The following is a 21,534-nucleotide window of genomic DNA, read 5'->3' on the forward strand; positions in this document are numbered from 1 at the left end:
CGCCGATGGTAGTGTGGGGTCTCCCCATGCGAGAGTAGGTCATCGTCAGGCACTTATACCGCAAAGAACCCAGCCAGTAGGCTGGGTTTTTTGTTGCGCCGAAGAAAAGCCCCGAACACAGCATGTTCGGGGCTTTTTTGCTCTGCTTTTACCAGTCAATAGGTTCACCTGCCCAGTCCCAGAAGCTGCCGGTCTCTTCGGGCGAGCGCTTGGCCATGACGTCAATTAACTGTTTCGCCACGAACTCTGCGCTAAATAGCTTTTCGGTAGGGACACGGGCTTGAAAAGGCTTTGAGAGAGGAGTGTCCGTAGTGCCGGGATGGAGGCAGAGAACAATCGACTGTTTATTAAGCCTCTTAAGCTCAATAGCGGCGGTTCTCAACAGCATATTATGCGCGGCTTTACTAGCACGATAGCTATACCAGCCACCATACCCATTGTCAGTGATAGATCCTACACGAGCAGAAAGGCTGGCAATAATGGTAGCGTGCTTGCCCTGTAGAGAAGGCTTTAGAGCAGCGAGTAGCAGGGCTGGGATTGCCGCATTAATATACATCACCTGGGCAAATGATACTTCATCCAGCTGCTCCAGGCGCTTCTCTGGCTGTATGCTGTGGGAGGCATCGTGAAGCAGCCCGATCGCGTTGAAGAGTAGGTGGACAGGTCGGCCGTTTACCCTTTCACAGAGTGCTTGTCGGCCTGTGGTGGTGGTGATATCCGCAGTGATTGAGTCAAGCTTGGGATGTTCAAAAACGAGGGGGAAGCGGCTAACCGCAATCACATGCCCTGTTTGCGGAGATGAAAGCAGGCTTTGCAGTATGGCGCTTCCTATACCGCCATTTGCACCTGCCACAACGGCGGTGAAACCTTCTGGAAGATGAGGCAGCATAACAAACTCCGATGGTGAACGATATTGTTCCCATTGAAGCGCTTTGTATAGTATTTGTCTATGGTTGCTTGTTAAGCAGAGGCATTAATGCGGCCCGGCTGAGCACTATTGCGCCCGTTGGGCTTGTAGAGCGTTTTTTCTGCAATTTGGCGAATGTAGTCCAGCATCTCCTGGTTATGCTTCATACGCAATGAGAGCATTTGCCCGGTTAATGCATTCATTCGTGAAACCCGCTCGCTTTTTTCTAGCAAGCTTTCCCAGGTTGCTAGGCAGTCAGCATCTGTGGCCGCCAGCTTCGCGCCAGGAGCACCTTCTGGATAGCCAAGCTTTGCCTGTACACCGCGACGTAATACCTCCATGCGTTCTAGTTCTTCTAGAAGCGCCTGTTTCTTACCCGCGATATCAGTCAATATATCGCCATCAATACTGCCTTTGGTCAACTGCTCTTGTTCGCTGGAGAGTAAGGCAATCAAATCCTCGAGGCGTTGCAACTGACTGGAGAGTAGGCGTGAAAGGCTCATAGGTAGATTTACTGATCTTTCAAGTTGGCAATTAGACCATCCGCAATACGGTCGGCACGCACTTCGAGCCGTCCCTCACGAATAGCATCACGAATTTCCTGTACCTTAGCCATATCGATATCCTGGCTGCTATCGATGCTAGATTGGCTGAGCTGAGTCGCTTCACGGGTAGTATTACCCGTTTCAGGCTGCTTTGCTTCACTTACCTTCTGTGCGTCATCACGCTGCTGCGCTGGAGTATTGCGAAGCAGCGGATTAAGGTTATCAATTTTCACGTTGTTGGCCTCATCGTCAACGTTGGGGCGCCGCGCGCTGTATTACTATCTATCGGCCTAGATGCTAAACACTTTAGGTCTTAGGCTAAAAATCCACCATTAATGTGCCTTGGCCGATCACCCGCGCCGTCATTATTTCACGAGAACCAAAACGCACACGAATGGTTTCTCCTTGTGCCCCATCAGCAAGCGCCTCCCCCTCTCGAGAGACACGAAAGCCAGCTCCTTCTGCTATGACTGTTACGCGCTGCCCGCGTTCCACGAGGCTAGGTGCATGCAGGAAATGCGCCTGAAACGTGCTGCCACTACGGATAGGCCGCTGAGCTACTTTGCCGACAATATCGGCCTGGTCGGTCAGCGTTTGGCTAGATAAATCGCTAAGGTTGCCTTCTCGCTGGTCGAGCATAGCGGCGGTAATCAACGTGCCTCTATCAATATCTTGGCTTGCCACAACGTAGCTGCCAATGACATCTACTTCTGCCTGCAGGTAGCGTACTTGACGCCCATCAGCTCCACACCTAACGCCTACAGAAACACGCCCAATAGGAGCTTGGTTAGGGTTAGTCAGAAAGGGCGTTGGCTGTATGCAGGTGGGTAAATGGGGGGATGGCGGTGCGATATTGATGACTGCCTCTTGTCCCAGGGCCTGTGCTTCTTGATAGAGAAATTGCTGGACGCTTTCAACAAGTGACTGATCGCTTGTTTCTGCCCAGGAGGGTTGGGATAGGCCAACACATAGCAGTAACAACAATGACTTAACTGCTGAGTAGCGTGCAACAACGTGCAGCAAATAGCGCATGGGTAAAGTCGCCCAGTATAGAAAATCAGATGGTAAACATCAGCATGGGAGTGTAATGCAAAAGTATCCTACGCATCATGGGAAATGCTGGTGTAAACGGTAGCTGTTCCATGCTTTAAGGTGAAAGAGAGGAGCATATTATTCATCATCAACAATTTCCGGTTTATTTCTGCCTCTCAGCGAGCGAGGGTCGGCATGATTGATCAGCTTGAATCTGCCTTTAACTTCCACCAGCAGGCGCTGGGCCTGCGCCAAGCACGTCACCAAGTGCTAGCCGCTAACATTGCCAATGCGGATACGCCCAACTATAAGGCGCGCGACATTGACTTTGCTAGTGAACTGAAAAAAGCCGTTGAAGGCGGACAGTCTCAACAGCAGCCAAATGGCGGCTTGGCGTTAGCGCGCACCTCCGAACAGCACTTGGCAGGAGAAGGCCCCGCATGGCGTGGTGCTGGAAGCACCGAGCTGCTCTATCGTGTTCCGGATCAGCCGAGTCTGGATGGTAACACCGTTGACATGGACCGTGAGCGAACCCAGTTCGCGGATAACGCTGTGCGCTACCAGGCGGCGCTCACCATTATGAACCGTCGTATTCAGGGCCTGAAAAATGCGATGCAACCTGAATAACCTAGTAATAGGAGAAAAATAAGCGATGTCGATGTTTTCAGCGTTTGATATTGCCGGTTCTGCGATGAGCGCCCAAGCGCAGCGTATGAATGTAACGGCAAGCAACATGGCCAATGCCGATAGCGTGGCAGGGCCAGATGGTGAAACCTACCGCGCAAAGCAGGTGATGTTTGAAACCCAGGCACAGTCTAACCGCTACGGTGTTGGCGGCGTCCGGGTTACTGAGGTTGTGGAAAACGATTCACCGCTGCGTATGGAGTATATGCCGAATCACCCAGCGGCTGATGAAGATGGCTACGTTGCTAAGCCGAATGTTGAGCCGGTCCATGAAATGGTCAATATGATTTCGGCATCGCGCTCCTATCAGGCCAATGTAGAGGTTTTCAACACAACCAAGCAGATGATGGTTCAGACTCTATCGCTCGGTGAGGGCTAACGATGAGCACAATTAACCCAGCAACGTTGTCCAATATTAATGGTGGTGGCGTTCAACTACAGCAGAGCCAGTCAGAAGAGCTACGTAATAGTTTTATGACGCTGCTTATTACCCAGCTTCAGAACCAAGACCCCCTGAAGCCGATGGAAAACGCGGAGATGACGTCACAAATCGCTCAAATCAACACCGTCAGTGGCATTGAGCAGCTCAACTCGACGTTGGAAAGCATTACCAGCCAAATGAACGCCAATCAGGCATTGCAAGCGAGCGGGCTAATTGGTCAGGGTGTAATGGTACCTGGACGACAAATCATGTTGGAGCAGGATAGTGAAGGCCAGCCTTACTCGACACCCTTTGGCATTGAGCTAGCACAACCAGCAGCAAATGTGCAGGCAACGATTTTGGGTCAAGGCGGCCAGGTAATCCGTCGCTACGACTTGGGGTCTGTTGAAGAGGGCGTGCAGTCTTTCCAGTGGGATGGAAAAAATGATCAGGGTGACGTTGTCGCCAGTAATCGCTATACAGTGCAGCTAGAAGCAACGGATGCCGAAGGCGAAGTGATTGAGTCTACTGCCCTTAACTACGCCATTGTTAATAGCGTGACACCCAACGATGTCAATGGCGGTGTTCGGCTGGACCTTGGGGCCATTTACGGGCAAATCAGCCTGAATGACGTGAAACAAATTCTTTGATCTCTAACATAACCTGTTTCTAGGAGAAAAAAATGAGCTTTTCTCAAGCATTAAGTGGTCTGAATGCCCAGTCTGAAAACCTGAAAATTCTCGGTAATAATATTGCTAACTCGCAAACCGTAGGCTTTAAGAGCTCCGGCGCTATTTTTGCCGATGTGTTCGCAGGTGCGAATAGCCAAGTCGGCCTAGGTGTCAAAATCTCAGATGTGCGTCAGGACTTTACCGCCGGTGACTTGGAGACCAGTGGACGGACCTTGGATCTGGCGGTGGCGGGCGACGGTTTTTACCGCGTTGAGCAAGCCAGTGGAGAAGCCGCGTATACCCGAAATGGCCAATTCAGTCAGGATAATCAGGGGTTTATAGTCAATGCGGCAGGGCAGCGCTTAACAGGCTACGGGCTGTCTGATGAAAATGACCCGTTTTCTGAAGTAGTTGCTGGTGGGGCGCCGCAGGCGCTACGCATTCCATCTAATGATATACCGGCCGAGGCAACAGAAAATGTAGCGGCCATCTATAATTTAGACGCGAGTGTTGTGGTTGGTCAGCCAGAGGGGAATACACCTATTCAGTCGGCGACTATAGTGGGTGGTAATGGCGATGAAATGGACATCAACTACCATTATTCAAATAGTTATACAGTTTTTGATTCTTTAGGTAATAATCACAATGTGTCAACGTACTTTTTAAAAATTGATGACAACCAGTGGGTTTCGCAGGTAGCTGTGAATGGTGCAGTGGCAGGTTTTACACGTGCTGATGGCACTACTGCTGGTGATAATCAAGGCCCTGTGACTGATTACGGCACCAATTCTTTTGGTATTCGCTTTGATGCCAATGGACAACTGCCGCGTAATGCAGATAATGAAATCACAGCGATTGTGGACGTGACCGTTAACGCTACAACAGTTCCTGCAGTTCCTCCAGCTACTGTTCCTACTACTACTACTACTACTACGTTTGCCCCTCTCCCCGGTGCAGCTTTGGCAGGCGTTACGTTTACACCAGATGGTGGAGCTAACGCCGTTAATTTTAATCTAGATTTAAAAGGTACAACGCAATTTAATAATAGCTCGGTGCAAAATACGCTGACGCAAGATGGCTATTCTTCTGGCAGCCTCTCTGGCCTGGAAGTGACCCGTGAAGGTCGTGTTATTCGTATCTATACCAACGAAGAGCGCCGTGACGCAGGACAAATTGTATTGGCCAACTTTGCTAACGAAGAGGGCCTCCAGTCTATAGGCGACAACGCATGGCGTGAAACTAATGCTTCGGGTATTGGCATTATTGGAACAGCAGGTACAGGAGTATTCGGTACCATCGAGTCTGGCGTTTTAGAAAACTCGAACGTCGATTTGGCTAAGCAGCTGGTAGATACCATCGTGGCCCAGCGTGCTTATCAGGCGAACTCAACCTCTATCAGTACTCAAGACGAGCTCTTGCAGACGATTATTAATCTTTAATGATCGATAATTCAATTAAGGAGTAAGCGTCTTGGATCGCATGCTATACACCGCCATGAGTGGCGCTAAACACACGATGGACCAGCAGTCGGTAGTGAACAATAATCTATCGAATGTCTCCACCGCTGGTTTTCGTGCTCAGTTGCAGGCTGCGCGCTCGGTACCCATCGAGGGCGCAGGTATCCTGCCAACAAGGGTATCGGCGGTGACAACCACTCCGGGGACGGATTTCTCACAAGGCCCCATCGAGCGTACTGGGCGTATGTTAGATGTGGCCATGCAGGGAAACGCCTGGATGGCGGTATTAGCAGAAGATGGCACAGAGACCTATACCCGTCGCGGTGATCTGCAGCTCGATAGCGACGGTGTGCTACTTAGCGTGGGCCGCCCTGTGATGGGGGACGCTGGGCCGATTGCTGTTCCACAGGGCGCGCAAATCTCATTTGGGGCAGATGGCACGATTAGTGCCATTCCTCAAGGAGAGGGCCCTGAGGCAATGGTGGACGTTGGCCGCATCAAACTCGTTACACCGGATGAACAGGCCCTGGAGCGTGGTGAGGATGGTTTGTTCAGGGCGCCTCCTGGCGATGATGGTGCGCCAGGCGTACTTCAGGCTGATGAAGAGGCGCGTCTGGTAAGTGGCGCTCTAGAGGGCAGTAACGTCAGCGCCGTGGATGCCATGGTCTCCATGATTGACGTGGCGCGCCGCTACGATATGCAGATGAAGATGCTAAGTACGGCGGATGAAAATGCTCAGCGAGCTAACAGTATTTTATCTATTCAGGGCTAATCGCAGCCACTCAGCCAAAGGAATATACGTATGATTAAGTCTTTGTGGACTGCCAAGACCGGGCTAGAGTCTCAGCAAACCAAACTAGATGTTATTTCGAACAACTTGGCGAACGTCAGCACCAATGGCTTTAAACGTTCGCGCCCGGTATTCGAAGACCTGCTCTACCAAAATATGCGCCAGCCTGGGGCCCAGAACAATATTCAGGACCGCCTACCGTCAGGTATGCAGATTGGTACGGGTGTACGCGCCGTTGCCACCGAGCGTTTGCATACGCAGGGCAGCTTGGAAGAGACAGGTAATTCCCGTGATCTAGCGATTGATGGTGAGGGGTTTTTCCAAGTGTTGATGCCAGACGGGACACTTGGCTATACCCGCGATGGCAGTTTTCAGCTCAATGAAAATGGCCAGATGGTCACGGCGAATGGCTACCCGCTGGAGCCAGCTATCTTTGTGCCTGCCAATGCGCTCTCCGTGACTATTGGTGAAGATGGTACCGTAAGTGTGCGCCAACCCGGCATTGCCCAGGATGCTGAAATTGGCCAAATTAACGTGGCGTCCTTTATTAATCCGGCCGGTTTAGAAAGTGTGGGCGGTAACCTCTATCTTGAAACTGGTGCTTCCGGAGCCCCTAACCAAAATGCGCCTGGTAATAACGGTGCTGGGCGGCTCTTCCAAGGCTATGTAGAGACCTCAAACGTGAATGTTGTGGAAGAGATGGTAAATATGATCCAAACACAGCGCGCTTACGAAATTAATAGCAAGGCTGTATCCACCAGTGACGAAATGCTAGCGCGGCTGAGTCAGCTCTAATGTCATTGATCATCAGGGCATCTTAACGGGTCGCGTTATGTTGGAATTAAACGTTGTGTTACGCCGCTGCATACTCGCTAGCCTAGCGCTGGTCGTTTTGGTTACTGCAGGGTGCGCGCAAATCCCGCGTGCCTCTGTCGTCGGCGAACAAGAGCAAATCACTATCATCGACCGTCCGCCACCTGTTCCTAATGGCTCTATTTATCAGGCGCGTCGCGGCTATCAGCCGCTTTTTGAAGATCGTCGGCCGCGCACGATAGGAGATATTCTGACCATTGTGCTGGATGAAGAAGTCAGCGCTAGTAAGAACTCTCAGTCCAATGCGAACCGTGCTGGTAGTGCAAGTCTGGAGCTAACTCAGTTGCCCGACGTGCTAGATACCCTGGCGGAGTATGGCTTTGATATTGAGGCGGCCAATGACTTTACGGGAGGCGGTGGCTCCCAAGCGAACAATACGTTTACAGGCACGATTACGGTCTCGGTGCTGGAGGTCATGAATAATGGCAACCTCCGTGTGCGGGGTGAAAAGCAGATTGCTATTAATCAGGGAACTGAGTTTATTCGCTTTTCAGGCGTAGTAAACCCTCGCACCATCACGGCTCAAAATACCGTGCCCTCCACCCAGGTGGCTGATGCGCGGATTGAGTATGTTGGCGATGGCTATATTAATGAAGCGCAGCATATGGGTTGGCTGCAGCGCTTCTTCCTAAATGTATCGCCGTTTTAGGCGCGTTAACACGCTAAACAACAGAGACCTGGTGAAATAGCTATGCAGTGGAAAGCGTTCCAACGGATTAAAACGGCAGCACGCTTCGCAATGCTGATCGCTCTCTGTTTTGCCATACTACCTGCACACGCCGAGAGGGTTCGCGAACTGGCAAGTTTTGCCGGTGTGCGCGATAACCAACTTGTTGGGTATGGCTTAGTGGTAGGGCTGGATGGCAGCGGTGACCAAACCACCCAAGCGCCGTTCACCAGCCAAAGTTTAACCAACATGCTGTCGCAGTTAGGCGTGACCGTTCCGCCTGGAACAAACCTTCAGCTGCGCAACGTCGCTGCTGTGATGGTGACTGCAGATCTGCCGCCATTCTCCCGTCCAGGGCAGCGTCTCGACATCGTTGTTTCTTCGATTGCCAACGCCAGTAGCCTGCGTGGTGGCACACTATTGATGACGCCACTGAAAGGTGCCGATGGCGATACCTATGCGATTGCCCAGGGCAATATGTTAGTGGGCGGCGCCGGTGCGCAGGCGGGTGGTAGTAGCGTACAGATTAACCAGCAGGCCTCTGGTCGCATTCCGAACGGGGCTCTTGTTGAGCGTGAAGTGCCGCTCAATCTTGGTGGCAACGGTGGGGTGCTAGAGTTGCAGCTGAACGACGCTGATTTTGGCACCGTTCAGCGCATGGTAACGGCAATTAACAATGAGTTCGGTCAGTCTGTTGCCTATGCACGCAATGGCCGAGTCATTGCCCTCGATGGCCCAATGGACGCCAACGCTCGGGTTAATTTTATGGCTCGGGTTGAGAATGTTCAGCTAACACCAACTGAGGCACCCGCCAAAGTAGTGCTCAATGCACGTACAGGCTCTGTGGTTATGAACAGCGCGGTTACCCTGCGTAGAGCTGCAGTAGCCCACGGTAATCTGTCGATTATGATTGATACTCAATTTGGTGTTAGCCAGCCTAACCCACTCGGGGAGGGTGAAACCGTTGTAGTGCCTGATGCGGATATCAATATTGAGCAGCAGGAAGCCTACCTGCAAATTGTTGAAGGAGCCGACTTGGCAGACGTGGTGAATGCACTGAATGCATTAGGTGCGACACCTCAGGATTTAATGTCGATTCTAGAAGCGTTGAGAGCATCAGGCTCTCTGCGTGCTGAGCTGGAGATCATCTGATGAGCATGGGCGATATGACCAGCCAGTTCGCGCTGGATATGAACGGCTTCCAGCGGCTGCAGCATAATGCGCGCGTTGATCCTGAAGCGGGTGTTCAAGGCGCGGCTCAGCAGTTTGAAGCGCTCTTTATCCAAATGATGGTAAAGAGCATGCGGGATGCTACGCCTACCTCAGGGCTGTTGGAGAGCCGAGATACGACATTTTATCAATCCATGTTGGACCAGCAGTGGTCGCAAGTCATGGCTTCTCGTGGGATTGGTTTAGCCGATGCGCTAGTGGAACAGCTTCAGCGCCAGGGGGTGGTCGGGCAAGTCGCCAACCCTGACCAAGAGCTTCAGACGTTAATTGCGGGTATTCCTCGTGGGACACCACGCGTTCTGGATAGTCCGTTACAGCCTGATAGTGGACAGGTGTCTAATACCACAGGCAGTGGCCAGTTTTATAACGAGCTAGACGCTATTCGCCAACGGGAAGCGAGCAGCGCACCCGCCACGCTGGTAGAAGCCCCGCGTCCGGCGGCTTCTTCACACGACCACGTCGAGCGTTTCATGCAAACGCTGGCCACGCCTGCTCAGGCGGCTAGTGCTGCAACTGGCGTACCTGCTGAGCTCATTTTGGCTCAGGCAGCCCTAGAGACGGGCTGGGGTCAGCATGAGATAGCGACCCAGCAAGGCCACAATAGCTATAACGTGTTTGGTATTAAAGCGGGTAGCCAGTGGCAAGGTAAAACCACCGATATCGTGACCCACGAGTATGTAAATGGCCGTCGTACTCAAATCGTTGATACGTTCCGTGTGTATGACTCCTTTGAGCATGCCTTTACCGATTATGCCAGTCTGATCGGTAACAATCCGCGTTACGCCGGTGTTGTGCAGGCGTCTAACGCAGAGCAAGCAGCGCGTGAGTTACAGCGTGGCGGCTATGCCACCGACCCGCGCTATGCCGATAAGCTGGTATCGGTAATGAATACGATAGGGCCGCTGAGTTCTGCGGGTAGCCTGTTGGCGGATTCTCGCTAGGCAACTATTCAAGTTTTTCTGCGCACTGCCGATAAATAGAAAATCGGCCTAAGGAATTGAACCATGAGCATGTTTTCGATCGGCTTAAGCGGCCTCAATGCGGCGCAGAATGCCCTCAATACAACGAGCAACAACATTAGTAACGTCTATACTCCTGGCTACAATCGGGAGATTACGGTACTCAATGAAAGCCGGAACAATGCCGGTGTCCGCGTTGCAGATATTGAGCGTCAGTTCAATACGTTCGTTGCCGCGCAATTGAACAATGCCAAGTCGCAATCAACAGCCCTAGAGACCTACAATACGCAAATCTCTCAGATCGATAACTTGCTTGCAGATCGTGAAGCAGGGCTCTCTCCTTTGATGCAGAATTTCTTTTCCGCTCTTGAGGATTTAGCAAGTGCTCCTTCGGATCCTGCCGCCCGGCAGGGCGTGCTTGGCGCTGCGGATACGCTAACGGCTCAATTCCGTTCGTTTGATGGATATCTGCAGGATTTACAATCAGGCGTTAACGGCCAAATTAAAGACGAAATTACCCAAATAAATAACACCACAAGCCAGATTGCTAATATTAACCGTGAAATAGCACTTTCGCGTGCACAGCTTGGTGAGGCACCAAATAGCTTGCTGAATCAGCGCGACCAGCTGATCTCCGAGTTGAATGAAAAAATGAACTTGCGTCTTAATATTCAAGATGGCAAGACTTACAATCTTTCTCTTCCCAATGGGCAGCCGCTCGTCACGGGGGATACTGCCTATAAACTCGAAGCTGTTACATCACCGAATGATCCACAACGGATGGTCGTTGGCTACCGTGAAGGGGCTCGTGGTAATGGCAACCTTGTCAGCCTAGATGAAGGTTTAATTACAGGTGGCTCATTAGGTGGCTTAATGAGCTTTCGAGCTGAGACATTAGATAAAACTCAGAATCAGATAGGGCAGTTGGCGGCTTCTATTGCACTCGAATTTAATACGCAACACCAAAAAGGTGTTGACCTGAACGGTGAGCAGGGCCAAGAGTTTTTTAGTATTGGTCAATCTAATGCTTACTATAATACAGATAATAAGGGATCCGCAGAGGTCAGTGCTATGATCGACTCTGCGAATACTAGCGCATTACGAGCAACCGACTATACGGTGCGTGTTATTAATGCATCGACTGAAGAGTTTGAAGTGATTAGAAAAGATACCGGTGAGGCGCTAGAGGCGGATGAATGGTCATTTAGCGACAATGTTCTAAGTTTTGCCGGTGTTGATGTCAATTTCAACGATATTAATCTTGCCCAAAATGGCGATAGCTTTGAAATTCAACCACTACGACGTGCCGCTGGTGGAATGGAAGCCATTGTTTCAGACTTAGATAAAATTGCTGCAGGTAGCTTAGTTGAGCAGAGTGGAGACCTAGAGGTGAGCAATGTTCGCTATGAGAATGCGCTTGCCAATACGTCGGAATCACTGGAAATTGAACTTAATGCCAATCAACACTTATCTATCAGTGGGTATACTGGTCAGGTCTCTGTTAACGGCGAAGCGCGAATCTTAGATGCTAATGGAGTCGTTCAAGATTCGGCAGATGCAGTCGCAGCTGTATTGGCTGCGGACGATGAAATAACTATTGATGGTGTATCTTTTGTTTTAGCTGATGTGTCTACAGAAGGGGCTCTCACATTTCAGCAAGCGAGCTCTGCTGCAGGCGACAATCGCAATGCCTTAGCACTCCAAGACCTCCAGAGTAAGGATATCGTAGGTGGCTCTGCCTCTTTGAGTGGAGCTTATGGGGCGCTGGTCAGCGATGTGGGAAATCGTACCAACATTATTCAGGTCAACCTTGATGCACGCCAAGGTTTAACTGATCAGCTGCGTGCAGTGCAGCAGTCGGAGTCTGGTGTTAACCTGGATGAAGAAGCGGCAAATCTGATTCGCTTTCAGCAGTTTTATCAAGCCAATGCACGCGTCATCGATACTGCTTCTACTATTTTTGACACTATTTTAGGCTTACGTAGCTAACGGTTAGGAGTCTGCCTCATGCGTATTAGCAGCGTTACCATGTATGAACAAAGTACGGCTTCAATTAACCGTCAGCAGAATGACTTTCTAAAAATCAGTCAGCAGATTGCTAGTGGACGCCGTGTGGTTAACCCTTCGGATGACCCACAGTCAGCAGCGCGCGCCGTGCGTGTTGATCAATCTAAGGCGATTACCCAACAGTTTGAAGACTCTCGCGTATCTGCGCGTAACTCTCTAGCACAGACAGAAAGTATACTTAATAGCATCAGTGACTCTGTTATTAGTGCAAAGACAAGACTAGTTCAAGCATCAAGCGATACCTTAAGCGATGTTGACCGAGAATCGATTGCCAGCGAGTTAAAAGGTATTTACGAAACCATGATCGGCCAAGCAAACGCGACTGATGGTAACGGACGTTACTTATTTGGTGGCTATGCTGATAATGCGCCTCCCTTTGTTAAAAATAGTGAAGGCAATATTGAGTATAAAGGGGATGATAACGCTCGCCAGCAGCGTATTGATGCCTCTCGCTTAATGCCGGTTACTGAAAATGGCATTTCAATATTTCAAAGTGTGCCAAGTGGTGCGGGTTACGTAGCAGAGGCAGTAAAAAGCAGCGATGGTGGTCAGCCGATCGCCGGCGTGGAGGGGAGGAATGGCGGTAGCATAACGTTTAGTGGCCCACAGGTGAGTAATGTCAATGACCCTGGGTATGGCGACAGCTACCGTGTTGTGTTTAATGAAGATACGACGGTGGATAGCGGCGTCAGCTACCAAGTGCAGCGTTTTAGTGAAGGCGAGTGGCAGGAAGATCCTGCTGATTTGGTGGTTACAGGAGAATATGTCGGTGAAGGTCAGCAGCTTAGTTTTGGGGGTGTTAATGTCACACTCACTGGCAGCGCTGAGCCTGACGACGAGATTCTTGTTGCCCAGTCAGGTAGTGAGCAGCGCCCTGCGGATCTGTTCCGCACCATGGAAGCAGCAATACGTGTTTTAGAAAGTCCCGCCACTACCGGTGCGGAAAAAGCAGAATTGCGCAATACGCTAAACACATCTATGCGAGATCTAGATAATGCCCTTGATAATGTTCTAACAGTGCGCGCTTCGGCTGGGGCAAAACTAAACGAGCTAGACGTGGTGGATGCAGTAGGTAGTAACCGGATGCTCAATTATGAGCAGACGCTTTCTGACTTGGTGGATCTGGACTACGCTGATGCTATTTCAGAATACAGCTTGCGTCAGGTTGGTCTGCAGGCTTCTCAAAAAGCGTTTGTGGATATTAAGGGGATGTCGCTATTTGACTTTATGTAATGTCTTAGCGAGCAGTCACTCTTTTGCTATGCCCTGGCCATGTGCCGGGGCATTAATTTAAGGGCGCCATGGTCTCAATCAGGCTTTGCGTAAAGCTAATTCCCTGGCTAAACAGCTGCTGAAGAAAGCTGCCGATATCGCTCATTAGCACCATGAGCAACACTATGCCAACGGTGAGCGAGGTAGGAAAGCCAATATTAAACACGGTTAGCTGCGGTGCTGAACGGTTTAGGATGCCTAGCGACAGATTAATAATGAGCAACGAGGCTACCAGAGGCAAAGCGAGCAGCATACCGGAAGCAAAGATAGTACCTGCGTAGCGTGCCAGTAGTTCAAACGCATTAGGATTAAGGCTGCCAATTCCAATTGGAAGTGTTTCAAAGCTCATCACTAGTGTTTCTAACACCATCAGGTGGCCATTAAAGGCGAGAAACATGAGCAGGGTGACCATATAGAGAATGCGTGATAGCACCATAATGTTGGTGCCACTAGACATGTCAAAGAAGCTCGCAAAGGCGAGCCCCATCTGAAGGCCGATAAACTCACCGGCCGCTTGGACAACGGCAAACATAATGTGCATCACCAGCCCAATCGCAATACCGATCAGCATTTGCTCAATGATAATGCCCAGACCTGCCCAAGACATGAGCGGTACACTGGGCATCGGTGGGAGAACGGGAGCAATGACGACGGCGATCACTGCGGCAAGCGCTACTTTAGCTTGATTGGGAATGCTGGAGTGGCCCCATAAAGGCGTCGCTGTCATAAAGGCCGTAATACGCACAAAGGGCCAAAAAAAGGCCACCAGCCACCCCTGAAGCTGGGCAAATGTTACTTCAACCACAGGCTACATCACCATTGCGGGTATGTTGGTAAATAGCCGCGTCGTGAAGTCGGTAATTAAGCCGATGAGCCAGGGGCCCGCTAGTACCAGAACGGCAAACACCGCTAAGATTTTCGGGATAAATGTCAGCGTCATCTCGTTTATTTGGGTAGCGGCCTGGAACAGGCTAATAATCAGACCTGTAAATAGTGCTGCTAACAGCATAGGACCAGCTAGAAAAAGTGTCACGCGCATACCCTGATAAGCGACGCTCATCACCATCTCGGGTGTCATGATTACGCTCCTCGTCGCCCCGCGACGTTAAATCATATAAAAGCTCTCTGCCAACGAACCAATAATGAGCTGCCAGCCGTCAACCAATACAAAAAGCATGAGCTTAAATGGCAGCGAAATAGTGATCGGTGGAACCATCATCATCCCCAACGCCATTAGCGTACTGGCCACTACAAGGTCAATGATCAAAAAAGGGATAAAGATGGTAAAGCCAATTTGAAAGGCCGTCTTGAGCTCGCTGGTGACAAAGGCAGGTAGCAAGACGCGCATTGGTAGCTCTTCTGGCCCTTGCAAGGGGCCCACATCGGCTAAACGAACAAATAGGGCCAGGTCCGGCTCCCGCGTTTGAGCCAGCATAAACTCTCGGAAAGGTAGCTGCGCGCGAAGCAGGAACTCTTCAAAATTGATCACCTCATCCGTCAACGGCACCCAGGCGGTGTCATATACTTGGTTAAGTACTGGCGACATAATAAAAAACGTTAAAAAGAGCGCGATCCCCAACAGTACCTGGTTAGGCGGCGTAGCCTGAGTACCCATCGCTGTCCTTAGCAGGCTGAGTACAATGATGATGCGGGTAAAACTGGTCATCATCAGGAGCATTGCTGGCAAAAACGCCAAGGAACTTAAGAACAGCAGTGTTTGTAGAGAGAGAGACCACTGTTGGCCACCGCCTTCCGTTGGTTGTGAAACTAACCCAGGTAGTTGCTGGGCGTGGCTGGGAAAAGCCACGAGGCATCCGATGATGAGAATACTCATCAGCCACCAGTGACGCGAATAGGGCCAGGCAAAATGCTGAGCGTATTTCATGAGGTATGCTGAGAGTCTGAGGGAGTACTGTCGCCCTTGCCGCGACTATTGGCTATAGCGTTAGCTAAACGCTGTGAGAAGCGGGTCGGCGGACTAGGGGGCGTGGATCCACGATCAGTAGGCGCTGGACGTTCGTGTAGTTTACTAATACGGCCACCACTAACGCCCAGAACGAGCCATGTGTCTTCAATTTCGACAACCACAATTCGCTCGCGATTGCCTACTGCGGTGGTACCTACGATGCGTAAACGTGCACCATGGTCATAGCGATGATGCTGCCAGCGTTTGAGCAGTGATGTGCACAGCAAAATAATGGCAATCACCAACGCTAGTGCGGCGGCTGTTTTGCCTAATGCCGCCATGCCGATTAATGCATCACCGCCACTTAATGCCTCAAGGGGGGCTTGCGCACTAGAGGTCGCAACACTCATCGGTTTAGTTTATGAATGCGCTCGGATGGTGTAATAATCTCAGTAATACGGATACCGTATTTATCTTCGATAACTACTACTTCCCCCTGAGCAATTAGGTAGCCATTGATCAGGATATCCATTGGCTCACCCGCTAATCCCTCCAGCTCAATGACAGATCCTTGAGCGAGCTCTAATAGCTGCTTAATCGTCAGTTTGGTGCGCCCTAACTCAACGGTAAGCTTAACCGGAATATCCATGATCATCTCAAGATCACGGGAGGGAGTCGTACTTTTTTCTGCGCTCAGCGGGCGAAATACATCGTCGCTGGCTGGCTTGGCTTGAGGTGCCTCTGATTCAGGCTCATCTTCCGTATCGGCCTGCTCTGCAGCCTCCTGCTCTGCCATGGCAGCTGCCCAGGGGTCATCATCATCGCTTGCGGCATCAGCACTAGACGACGGCTCTTCTTGCTCAGACATGGCTTCCGCCCAATCGTCATCAGAGACTTTTTGATCGGGTTTATTAGGGTCAGTCATGCTTTGGGTTCCTTGGCTTTCTGTCGCGTTGAACCTTTAATAAAGTCCTTGGACGATACGTTATTCATAGCAGCATGGTCGATCATACGCACAACACGCAGGGCGCGCTGCTGGCGTTGACTGCCGTATTCACACTCCATCACAGGGACGCCGTCAACGCTGGCGGTGATCGTACTGGGAATGTCCATCGGCAAAACATCCCCCTTTTTTAGCCCCATGACGTGAGCAATTCGACTCGGAATCTGCGCAAAGTCAGCGACCAACTCAACTTCAGATTGGCGCAGCTCGCTGGCCATGCGACGTGACCAAGAGCCATCACTGTCATGATTGCTATCGTTGATCGGGTTAACCAATAAATCGCGCAGCGGCTCAATCATTGCGTAGGGCATGCAAATCTGAAAGCTACTGGATAGGTTGCCTACCTCAATATTGAACTTGGTATTGACCACAATCTCATTAGGTGAATTAGTAATATTGGCGAATTTAGACTGGACTTCGGAGCGCAGGAAGTGGACATCTATCGGGTATACTACCTTCCAAGCTTCTTGATAGGCATCAATCGCAAGATTGAGCAGGCGCTGGATAATACGTTGTTCGGTATTGGTAAATTCGCGCCCATCTGATTTCGTAACGAATCGCCCGTCTCCACCGAACAGGTTGTCTACTACCATAAACACGAGATTTGGTGGAAATACCACCAATGCAGAGCCCCGCATCGGCTTCATCGACACGATATTGAGGTTGGTCGGCACCGGAACGTTACGTGAGAAGTCGCTAAAGCTTTGATAGCGCACGGACTCGACAGTGATGTCTGAGCTGCGACGAATTAGATTGAATAATCCGTTGCGGAAATAACGAGCAAAACGCTCGTTAATAAAATCAAGCGCATGCAGACGTTCGCGTATGACCCGATGTTGAGTCGATGGGTCATACGGGCGAATTTTTGTTTCGTCCTGAGACTTGGACGACGCCGTAGAGGGCTCTTCGTCTCCACTGACACCCTTTAGTAAGGCGTCAATTTCTTCCTGGGACAGTAGATCGTCCTGTGACATGAACGGCTCCAGTTCCCGAGGTTATTGCACAATAAATTCGGTAAACAGCACTTCCCTTAGATCTAGGGGGGGCTGATTTTCGGTGAGGGGTACGTTCAAACGACTAATAATTGCCTGTGCCAGCTCCTCTTTCCCCTCTGTCGAGGTGAGTTCGTTGGCTTGTTTTCCCGATAACAGAATTAGTAAGCGGCTGCGCACTTGCGGCATATGCTCTTCGATAATTGTTTTACTCTGTTCGTTACCCACTCGCAGCGTAATACCCGTATAGAGCAGGCGTGAACCATAGCGGTCATCAGCTAAATTAACAGTGAATGGCTCAATGCGTGTAAACACAGGGGGGGTAAGCTCGACCGTTTGCTGTTGAGCTTCGCCACTGTCGCTGCTGTTGCGCTGATCCAGCACTAGATAAATAGCCGCTGCTGCCCCTGCAGAGGAAAGCAGTACGAGAATGATCATTACCCAGAGCAGTTTTTTAGATCCGCCGCTTGATTCTGCCATTGTTGTTCCCATGATGTTCGCACATGACGCTAGCCAAGCATTATGCCTAACGCGGGTGATAATGAAGAAACGAACAGGCTCTCTTGGAGAGCCTATCTTTTGGTTTAGCTATTTAACACGGTACTCACAATTAAACCATACTTATAGCGTGGCTATATTTTAAGCATAAAGGTCCACACGCCCATCGAGTGCGATGGAGGAACCCCCAGATGCAGGCGTCCCGGTTTCACCCTCAACGCTAGTGACTCCGCTTTCACCACCAGCGCTTGAGCCTGTGCTTTGCTGAGCAAACGCTTCCTGTTGATTAGAAAAGCCTTGTTCACCCACTGATGTGTCACTTAGTGAAATTCCTTGTTCCGCCAGTGCTTCACGCAGTTGAGGAATCGCTTGTTCAATCACTTGTCGAACCTGAGCGTGAGCGGATAAAAATTGAGCTTGTGCGCCGTGTTCTGTCATTTTTAACGAGATAGAAAGTGGCCCAAGCTCAGCAGGATGTAGTTTCATTTGAACATGCTGCTCCCCCCCTCGCTGGACAAGCTGAACGAGCTGTTGACCTAGCTGTGACGGCCAGGAGGGGTGAGAGACAGGGGTGCCAATAGAGGATGGCAGTGAGGCTCCCGTTGCGGCAGCAATAGGCTGTGGTGCGGCGTTAGCGTTAGGCAGGTTAAATGCTAGCTCGTTACCGCCGCTAATGCGCGCTGCTGCTTCTCCAGAGGCACCGCTAACCGCCAGAGCGCTAGCCATGGCTTCACTGCTGACGTGCACACTGGTGGCCATTGTTTGCATGGTTGATGCGGCAAGCGTATTTGAGGTTGTCTGCTGAGTGCTCGTATCTGTATTAGCAGCATTACCCAATGAAAGCGCTGCTATTTGCTGGCTGAGCGTTTCAGGGCGCTGAGCAGACCCATTAGACCCTGTGCTACCCGATAGCTGTTGGTAAGCATTGATGAGAGCTATCGCGTCTTTTTTGTCAATCGCTAACTGTTCGGCGATAGCGGCGACAGACGTTGTTTGGGTAGTAGTGGGGGACGGTAGGCCTGCGTCATCAGTAAAGGCAGCGACTAATGACAGCCGACTGGAAATTTCCTGTAGAGCAGGTGATGGCATGTCCAACGTGTTGTCGGTAGCCGCCGCTGCAGCTAATGCTATTAGCGGTTCTGGGGTGCCTTGTTCAGCCGTTTGTAGCTGAGCAAAAAGCTCTGCAATCTCCTCTTGATTGAGCTTAATATCAAGTGACTCAAGTTGCTTGACTAAGTCATTCATCGTTTGAGCAGCTATCTGTAGCTGCGCCAACGCCTCTTGATTGGAATCAATTCCAAGTGATTCTAAGTGTTTGTCTAAGCCATATGGCGTTTGGATCGTTGTCTCAGCAGGTACTTGTTGATTACTAAGTGCTCCAAGACTTTGACTGCTTAATTTTTGCTGCATAGCCTGAGTAGCCAATTGCAACTGTCCAAATAGATCGGCAAGTGCACTTTCATCTAGCTCAATACCCAGCGATTCTAGGAGCGAGGTAAAATCACGCAGCGCCTGTTCTCCATCGGTGGATGGAGCGTTAGAAAGTGCGCCCATTGGGCGTTGGGTGTCTGTAGCCTGCAGCATGGCTTGGCGGAATAGCCCAGTGGGAAAGCCTTGAGCCTCCGTCGCTTGTGAGGCTGATGCGCCACTGCCCTGGCTGGGGTTCGCAGAAAGTAACAGTTGAATATTCATGGATAGGCTTCCTGACCCGGAGCTAAAGTGGTTTATCAGACTGTTGGCGAGCTACACGACTAGTGACAAAGTCATCGGTTGCTTTTTGCTCGTAACGCGCTTGGCGGCGATGCTCTTCTAATAGCCTACGTGAGGCCAGTGTATCGTAAGAAGAGAGCTTGCGCTGCTCTTGTTGCCAATGCTGCTGGCTCTGTTGTACGCGTTTTTGCTGTGCAGTCAGCGCCTGTCTAGCACGCACAAGGGCGGCATCCAACGAGGCTAAGAACTGCTGATAATTATACATGGTAGCGGGGTCAATGCCGTCACGCATGGCGTGCTGCAAACGCTCTGCATACTCTACTCGGTAGCGGTTGAGTGACTGCAGCTGGGCTTCCGTTTGCTGTTGGGTTTGACGCTCTTGGGCCAGCAGTTTTCCTGCTTGGTCACGAGCATCACGGGCCAGGTCCGTCAGCATATCAAGCTGGTTATGACTCATTTAGCCTCCCACTACCGTGTGCAGGGCCTGGTAGGACTCCTCAAGCGTTGCACACTCGTCAATGTTCTGTTGAAGAAACCGCTCTAAGGCTGGAAAGCGATTCACCGCTTCATCCAGCCGCGGATCATGGCCTGGGCTGTAGGCCCCTACGCTGATCAGGTCGCGGTTACGCTGATAGCGTGAAAAAATCTGTTTAAAGGTACGCGCTTTTTGCTGCTGCTCCTGCGTCACGATGGCGGTCATTGCACGGCTGATAGAGGCTTCTATATCGATAGCAGGATAGTGCCCGGCTTCTGCCAGCGTCCGCGACAGGACGATATGACCATCCAAAATGGCCCTGGCGGAGTCAGCGATCGGGTCCTGCTGGTCATCGCCTTCTGTTAACACGGTGTAGAACGCGGTAATGGAGCCGCCGCCCCGCTCAGCATTGCCCGCCCGCTCTACCAAGCCGGGTAGCTTGGCAAAGACGGAGGGTGGATACCCTTTAGTGGCAGGGGGTTCGCCAATGGCTAATGCGATCTCCCGCTGTGCCATGGCATAGCGTGTAAGGGAGTCCATTATTAGCAGCACGTTGCGGCCAGAGTCCCTAAATCCTTCGGCGATACGTGTGGCGTAAGCGGCCCCTTGCAAGCGTTGCAGCGGCGAGGTATCCGCAGGCGCGGCGACAACAACAGCGCGTCGGCGCCCTTCTGGCCCCAAGATATTGTCAATAAAGTCCTGTACTTCACGGCCACGCTCACCAATCAAGCCAACGACGATCACATCGGCCTGGGTATAGCGTGCCATCATGCCTAACAGTACTGACTTACCGACGCCTGAGCCGGCAAATAGGCCCATGCGCTGGCCGCGGCCAACGCTGAGTAGGGCATTAATGGCACGAATGCCGACATCGATTTGAGCATCAATAGGCGCCCGGGACAGCGGATTCAGTGGCCTGGATTGCAAGGTGGTGCGCTGGGCATCCTCAACACCTTCACGATCATCAAGCGGGTTACCATTACCATCCAGTACGCGGCCTAAAAGCTCGTCGCCTACTGGGAAGCGCCGGGCACTGTGGCCATTGCCATCAACAAGAGGGGTAACCCGTGCACCCGGCATCAGGCCAGAGATTTCTTCTAGCGGCATTAAAAACAGCTTTTCACCGGAGAAACCGACGACTTCAGCTTCTGCATGCTTGTGGCTATCGTTAAGCCGGCCATCTGCTCCTGGCAGTTCAATGTGGCAAGCGCTACCTACCGCCACTCGTAAGCCAACCACCTCAATCACCATGCCAGTCGCGCGCACAACCCGCCCACTGGTTCGGTAGTGGGGGAGTCGGCTCACACGCTGGCTGGTGCGCTGCAGTGCTTTACGCCAGCGGTGTTGGTGAGGGCAATTGAAGTGATTCATCGCG

General features: G+C 51.3%; 25 protein-coding genes. 11 read left to right on the plus strand and 14 right to left on the minus strand.

The window, feature by feature from the left end; translation table 11 throughout:
- Positions 1-148: 148 nt before the first annotated feature.
- The 4 genes from BIS10_RS02830 to flgA form a co-directional block, all read right to left on the minus strand.
- Complete coding sequence (locus BIS10_RS02830; protein WP_253502241.1) at positions 149-889, minus strand: SDR family NAD(P)-dependent oxidoreductase; 741 nt, start codon at positions 887-889, stop codon at positions 149-151.
- 71 nt (positions 890-960) lie between these two features.
- Positions 961-1,410: a flagella synthesis protein FlgN gene (locus BIS10_RS02835; RefSeq protein WP_044629597.1), complete on the minus strand. Its 450-nt coding sequence runs from the start codon at positions 1,408-1,410 to the stop codon at positions 961-963.
- An 8-nt stretch (positions 1,411-1,418) separates the two neighbouring features.
- On the minus strand, positions 1,419-1,685 hold the full coding sequence (gene flgM / locus BIS10_RS02840) for a flagellar biosynthesis anti-sigma factor FlgM (protein WP_044629596.1): 267 nt from the start codon (positions 1,683-1,685) through the stop codon (positions 1,419-1,421).
- Positions 1,686-1,770: 85 nt separating this feature from the next.
- Positions 1,771-2,484 (minus strand): flagellar basal body P-ring formation chaperone FlgA, encoded by a 714-nt coding sequence (flgA, locus tag BIS10_RS02845; protein ID WP_253502244.1) that lies wholly within the window; start codon positions 2,482-2,484, stop codon positions 1,771-1,773.
- Positions 2,485-2,679: 195 nt separating this feature from the next.
- On the opposite strand from flgA, the gene flgB reads away from it, so the two are divergent.
- From flgB to flgL, 11 genes are all read left to right on the plus strand, one after another.
- Positions 2,680-3,111, plus strand: coding sequence for a flagellar basal body rod protein FlgB (gene flgB / locus BIS10_RS02850; RefSeq protein ID WP_253502247.1), 432 nt, complete (start codon positions 2,680-2,682; stop codon positions 3,109-3,111).
- 25 nt (positions 3,112-3,136) lie between these two features.
- Complete coding sequence (gene flgC, locus BIS10_RS02855; RefSeq protein ID WP_058576990.1) at positions 3,137-3,547, plus strand: flagellar basal body rod protein FlgC; 411 nt, start codon at positions 3,137-3,139, stop codon at positions 3,545-3,547.
- Positions 3,548-3,549: 2 nt separating this feature from the next.
- Positions 3,550-4,239, plus strand: coding sequence for a flagellar hook assembly protein FlgD (locus BIS10_RS02860; protein ID WP_253502250.1), 690 nt, complete (start codon positions 3,550-3,552; stop codon positions 4,237-4,239).
- A 32-nt stretch (positions 4,240-4,271) separates the two neighbouring features.
- Entirely contained in the window at positions 4,272-5,699 is a 1,428-nt protein-coding gene (gene flgE, locus BIS10_RS02865; RefSeq protein ID WP_253502253.1) for a flagellar hook protein FlgE, read from the plus strand.
- Positions 5,700-5,730: 31 nt separating this feature from the next.
- The gene (locus BIS10_RS02870; protein ID WP_089675593.1) at positions 5,731-6,489 is read left to right on the plus strand and encodes a flagellar basal body rod protein FlgF; all 759 of its coding nucleotides are present in this window, start codon (positions 5,731-5,733) and stop codon (positions 6,487-6,489) included.
- A 30-nt stretch (positions 6,490-6,519) separates the two neighbouring features.
- Positions 6,520-7,302: a flagellar basal-body rod protein FlgG gene (gene flgG, locus BIS10_RS02875; protein WP_253502257.1), complete on the plus strand. Its 783-nt coding sequence runs from the start codon at positions 6,520-6,522 to the stop codon at positions 7,300-7,302.
- Between the two features lie 37 nt (positions 7,303-7,339).
- Complete coding sequence (locus tag BIS10_RS02880) at positions 7,340-8,029, plus strand: flagellar basal body L-ring protein FlgH (RefSeq protein ID WP_083026288.1); 690 nt, start codon at positions 7,340-7,342, stop codon at positions 8,027-8,029.
- 90 nt (positions 8,030-8,119) lie between these two features.
- A complete protein-coding gene (locus BIS10_RS02885) occupies positions 8,120-9,199 on the plus strand; it encodes a flagellar basal body P-ring protein FlgI (RefSeq protein ID WP_253502327.1) in 1,080 nt (359 codons plus the stop codon).
- The gene (flgJ, locus tag BIS10_RS02890) at positions 9,199-10,218 is read left to right on the plus strand and encodes a flagellar assembly peptidoglycan hydrolase FlgJ (protein WP_253502260.1); all 1,020 of its coding nucleotides are present in this window, start codon (positions 9,199-9,201) and stop codon (positions 10,216-10,218) included. The genes BIS10_RS02885 and flgJ overlap by 1 nt, the downstream gene beginning before the upstream one ends.
- 63 nt (positions 10,219-10,281) lie before the next feature.
- Entirely contained in the window at positions 10,282-12,225 is a 1,944-nt protein-coding gene (gene flgK, locus BIS10_RS02895; RefSeq protein ID WP_253502263.1) for a flagellar hook-associated protein FlgK, read from the plus strand.
- 18 nt (positions 12,226-12,243) lie between these two features.
- A complete protein-coding gene (flgL, locus tag BIS10_RS02900; protein ID WP_253502266.1) occupies positions 12,244-13,536 on the plus strand; it encodes a flagellar hook-associated protein FlgL in 1,293 nt (430 codons plus the stop codon).
- 52 nt (positions 13,537-13,588) lie between these two features.
- On the opposite strand, the gene fliR is transcribed toward flgL, so the two are convergent.
- The 10 genes from fliR to fliI form a co-directional block, all read right to left on the minus strand.
- Positions 13,589-14,380, minus strand: coding sequence for a flagellar biosynthetic protein FliR (gene fliR / locus BIS10_RS02905; RefSeq protein ID WP_253502269.1), 792 nt, complete (start codon positions 14,378-14,380; stop codon positions 13,589-13,591).
- Between the two features lie 3 nt (positions 14,381-14,383).
- Entirely contained in the window at positions 14,384-14,653 is a 270-nt protein-coding gene (gene fliQ / locus BIS10_RS02910) for a flagellar biosynthesis protein FliQ (RefSeq protein ID WP_044629584.1), read from the minus strand.
- 27 nt (positions 14,654-14,680) lie between these two features.
- Positions 14,681-15,409 (minus strand): flagellar type III secretion system pore protein FliP, encoded by a 729-nt coding sequence (gene fliP, locus BIS10_RS02915; RefSeq protein ID WP_137092845.1) that lies wholly within the window; start codon positions 15,407-15,409, stop codon positions 14,681-14,683.
- A gap of 47 nt (positions 15,410-15,456) precedes the next feature.
- Complete coding sequence (gene fliO, locus BIS10_RS02920; RefSeq protein WP_253502273.1) at positions 15,457-15,891, minus strand: flagellar biosynthetic protein FliO; 435 nt, start codon at positions 15,889-15,891, stop codon at positions 15,457-15,459.
- The gene (gene fliN / locus BIS10_RS02925) at positions 15,888-16,406 is read right to left on the minus strand and encodes a flagellar motor switch protein FliN (protein WP_253502276.1); all 519 of its coding nucleotides are present in this window, start codon (positions 16,404-16,406) and stop codon (positions 15,888-15,890) included. The genes fliO and fliN overlap by 4 nt, the downstream gene beginning before the upstream one ends.
- Entirely contained in the window at positions 16,403-17,458 is a 1,056-nt protein-coding gene (fliM, locus tag BIS10_RS02930; protein ID WP_253502281.1) for a flagellar motor switch protein FliM, read from the minus strand. Before fliM ends, fliN begins: the two co-directional genes overlap by 4 nt.
- Before the next feature lie 21 nt (positions 17,459-17,479).
- The gene (gene fliL / locus BIS10_RS02935; RefSeq protein ID WP_089675597.1) at positions 17,480-17,956 is read right to left on the minus strand and encodes a flagellar basal body-associated protein FliL; all 477 of its coding nucleotides are present in this window, start codon (positions 17,954-17,956) and stop codon (positions 17,480-17,482) included.
- A 159-nt stretch (positions 17,957-18,115) separates the two neighbouring features.
- On the minus strand, positions 18,116-19,666 hold the full coding sequence (locus tag BIS10_RS02940) for a flagellar hook-length control protein FliK (protein WP_253502284.1): 1,551 nt from the start codon (positions 19,664-19,666) through the stop codon (positions 18,116-18,118).
- 22 nt (positions 19,667-19,688) lie between these two features.
- Entirely contained in the window at positions 19,689-20,141 is a 453-nt protein-coding gene (gene fliJ / locus BIS10_RS02945) for a flagellar export protein FliJ (protein WP_044629578.1), read from the minus strand.
- The gene (gene fliI / locus BIS10_RS02950; RefSeq protein WP_253502287.1) at positions 20,142-21,530 is read right to left on the minus strand and encodes a flagellar protein export ATPase FliI; all 1,389 of its coding nucleotides are present in this window, start codon (positions 21,528-21,530) and stop codon (positions 20,142-20,144) included.
- Positions 21,531-21,534 lie beyond the last annotated feature (4 nt).

Source organism: Halomonas sp. 707B3 (assembly GCF_024158645.1).
Classification (GTDB): domain Bacteria; phylum Pseudomonadota; class Gammaproteobacteria; order Pseudomonadales; family Halomonadaceae; genus Vreelandella; species Vreelandella lionensis.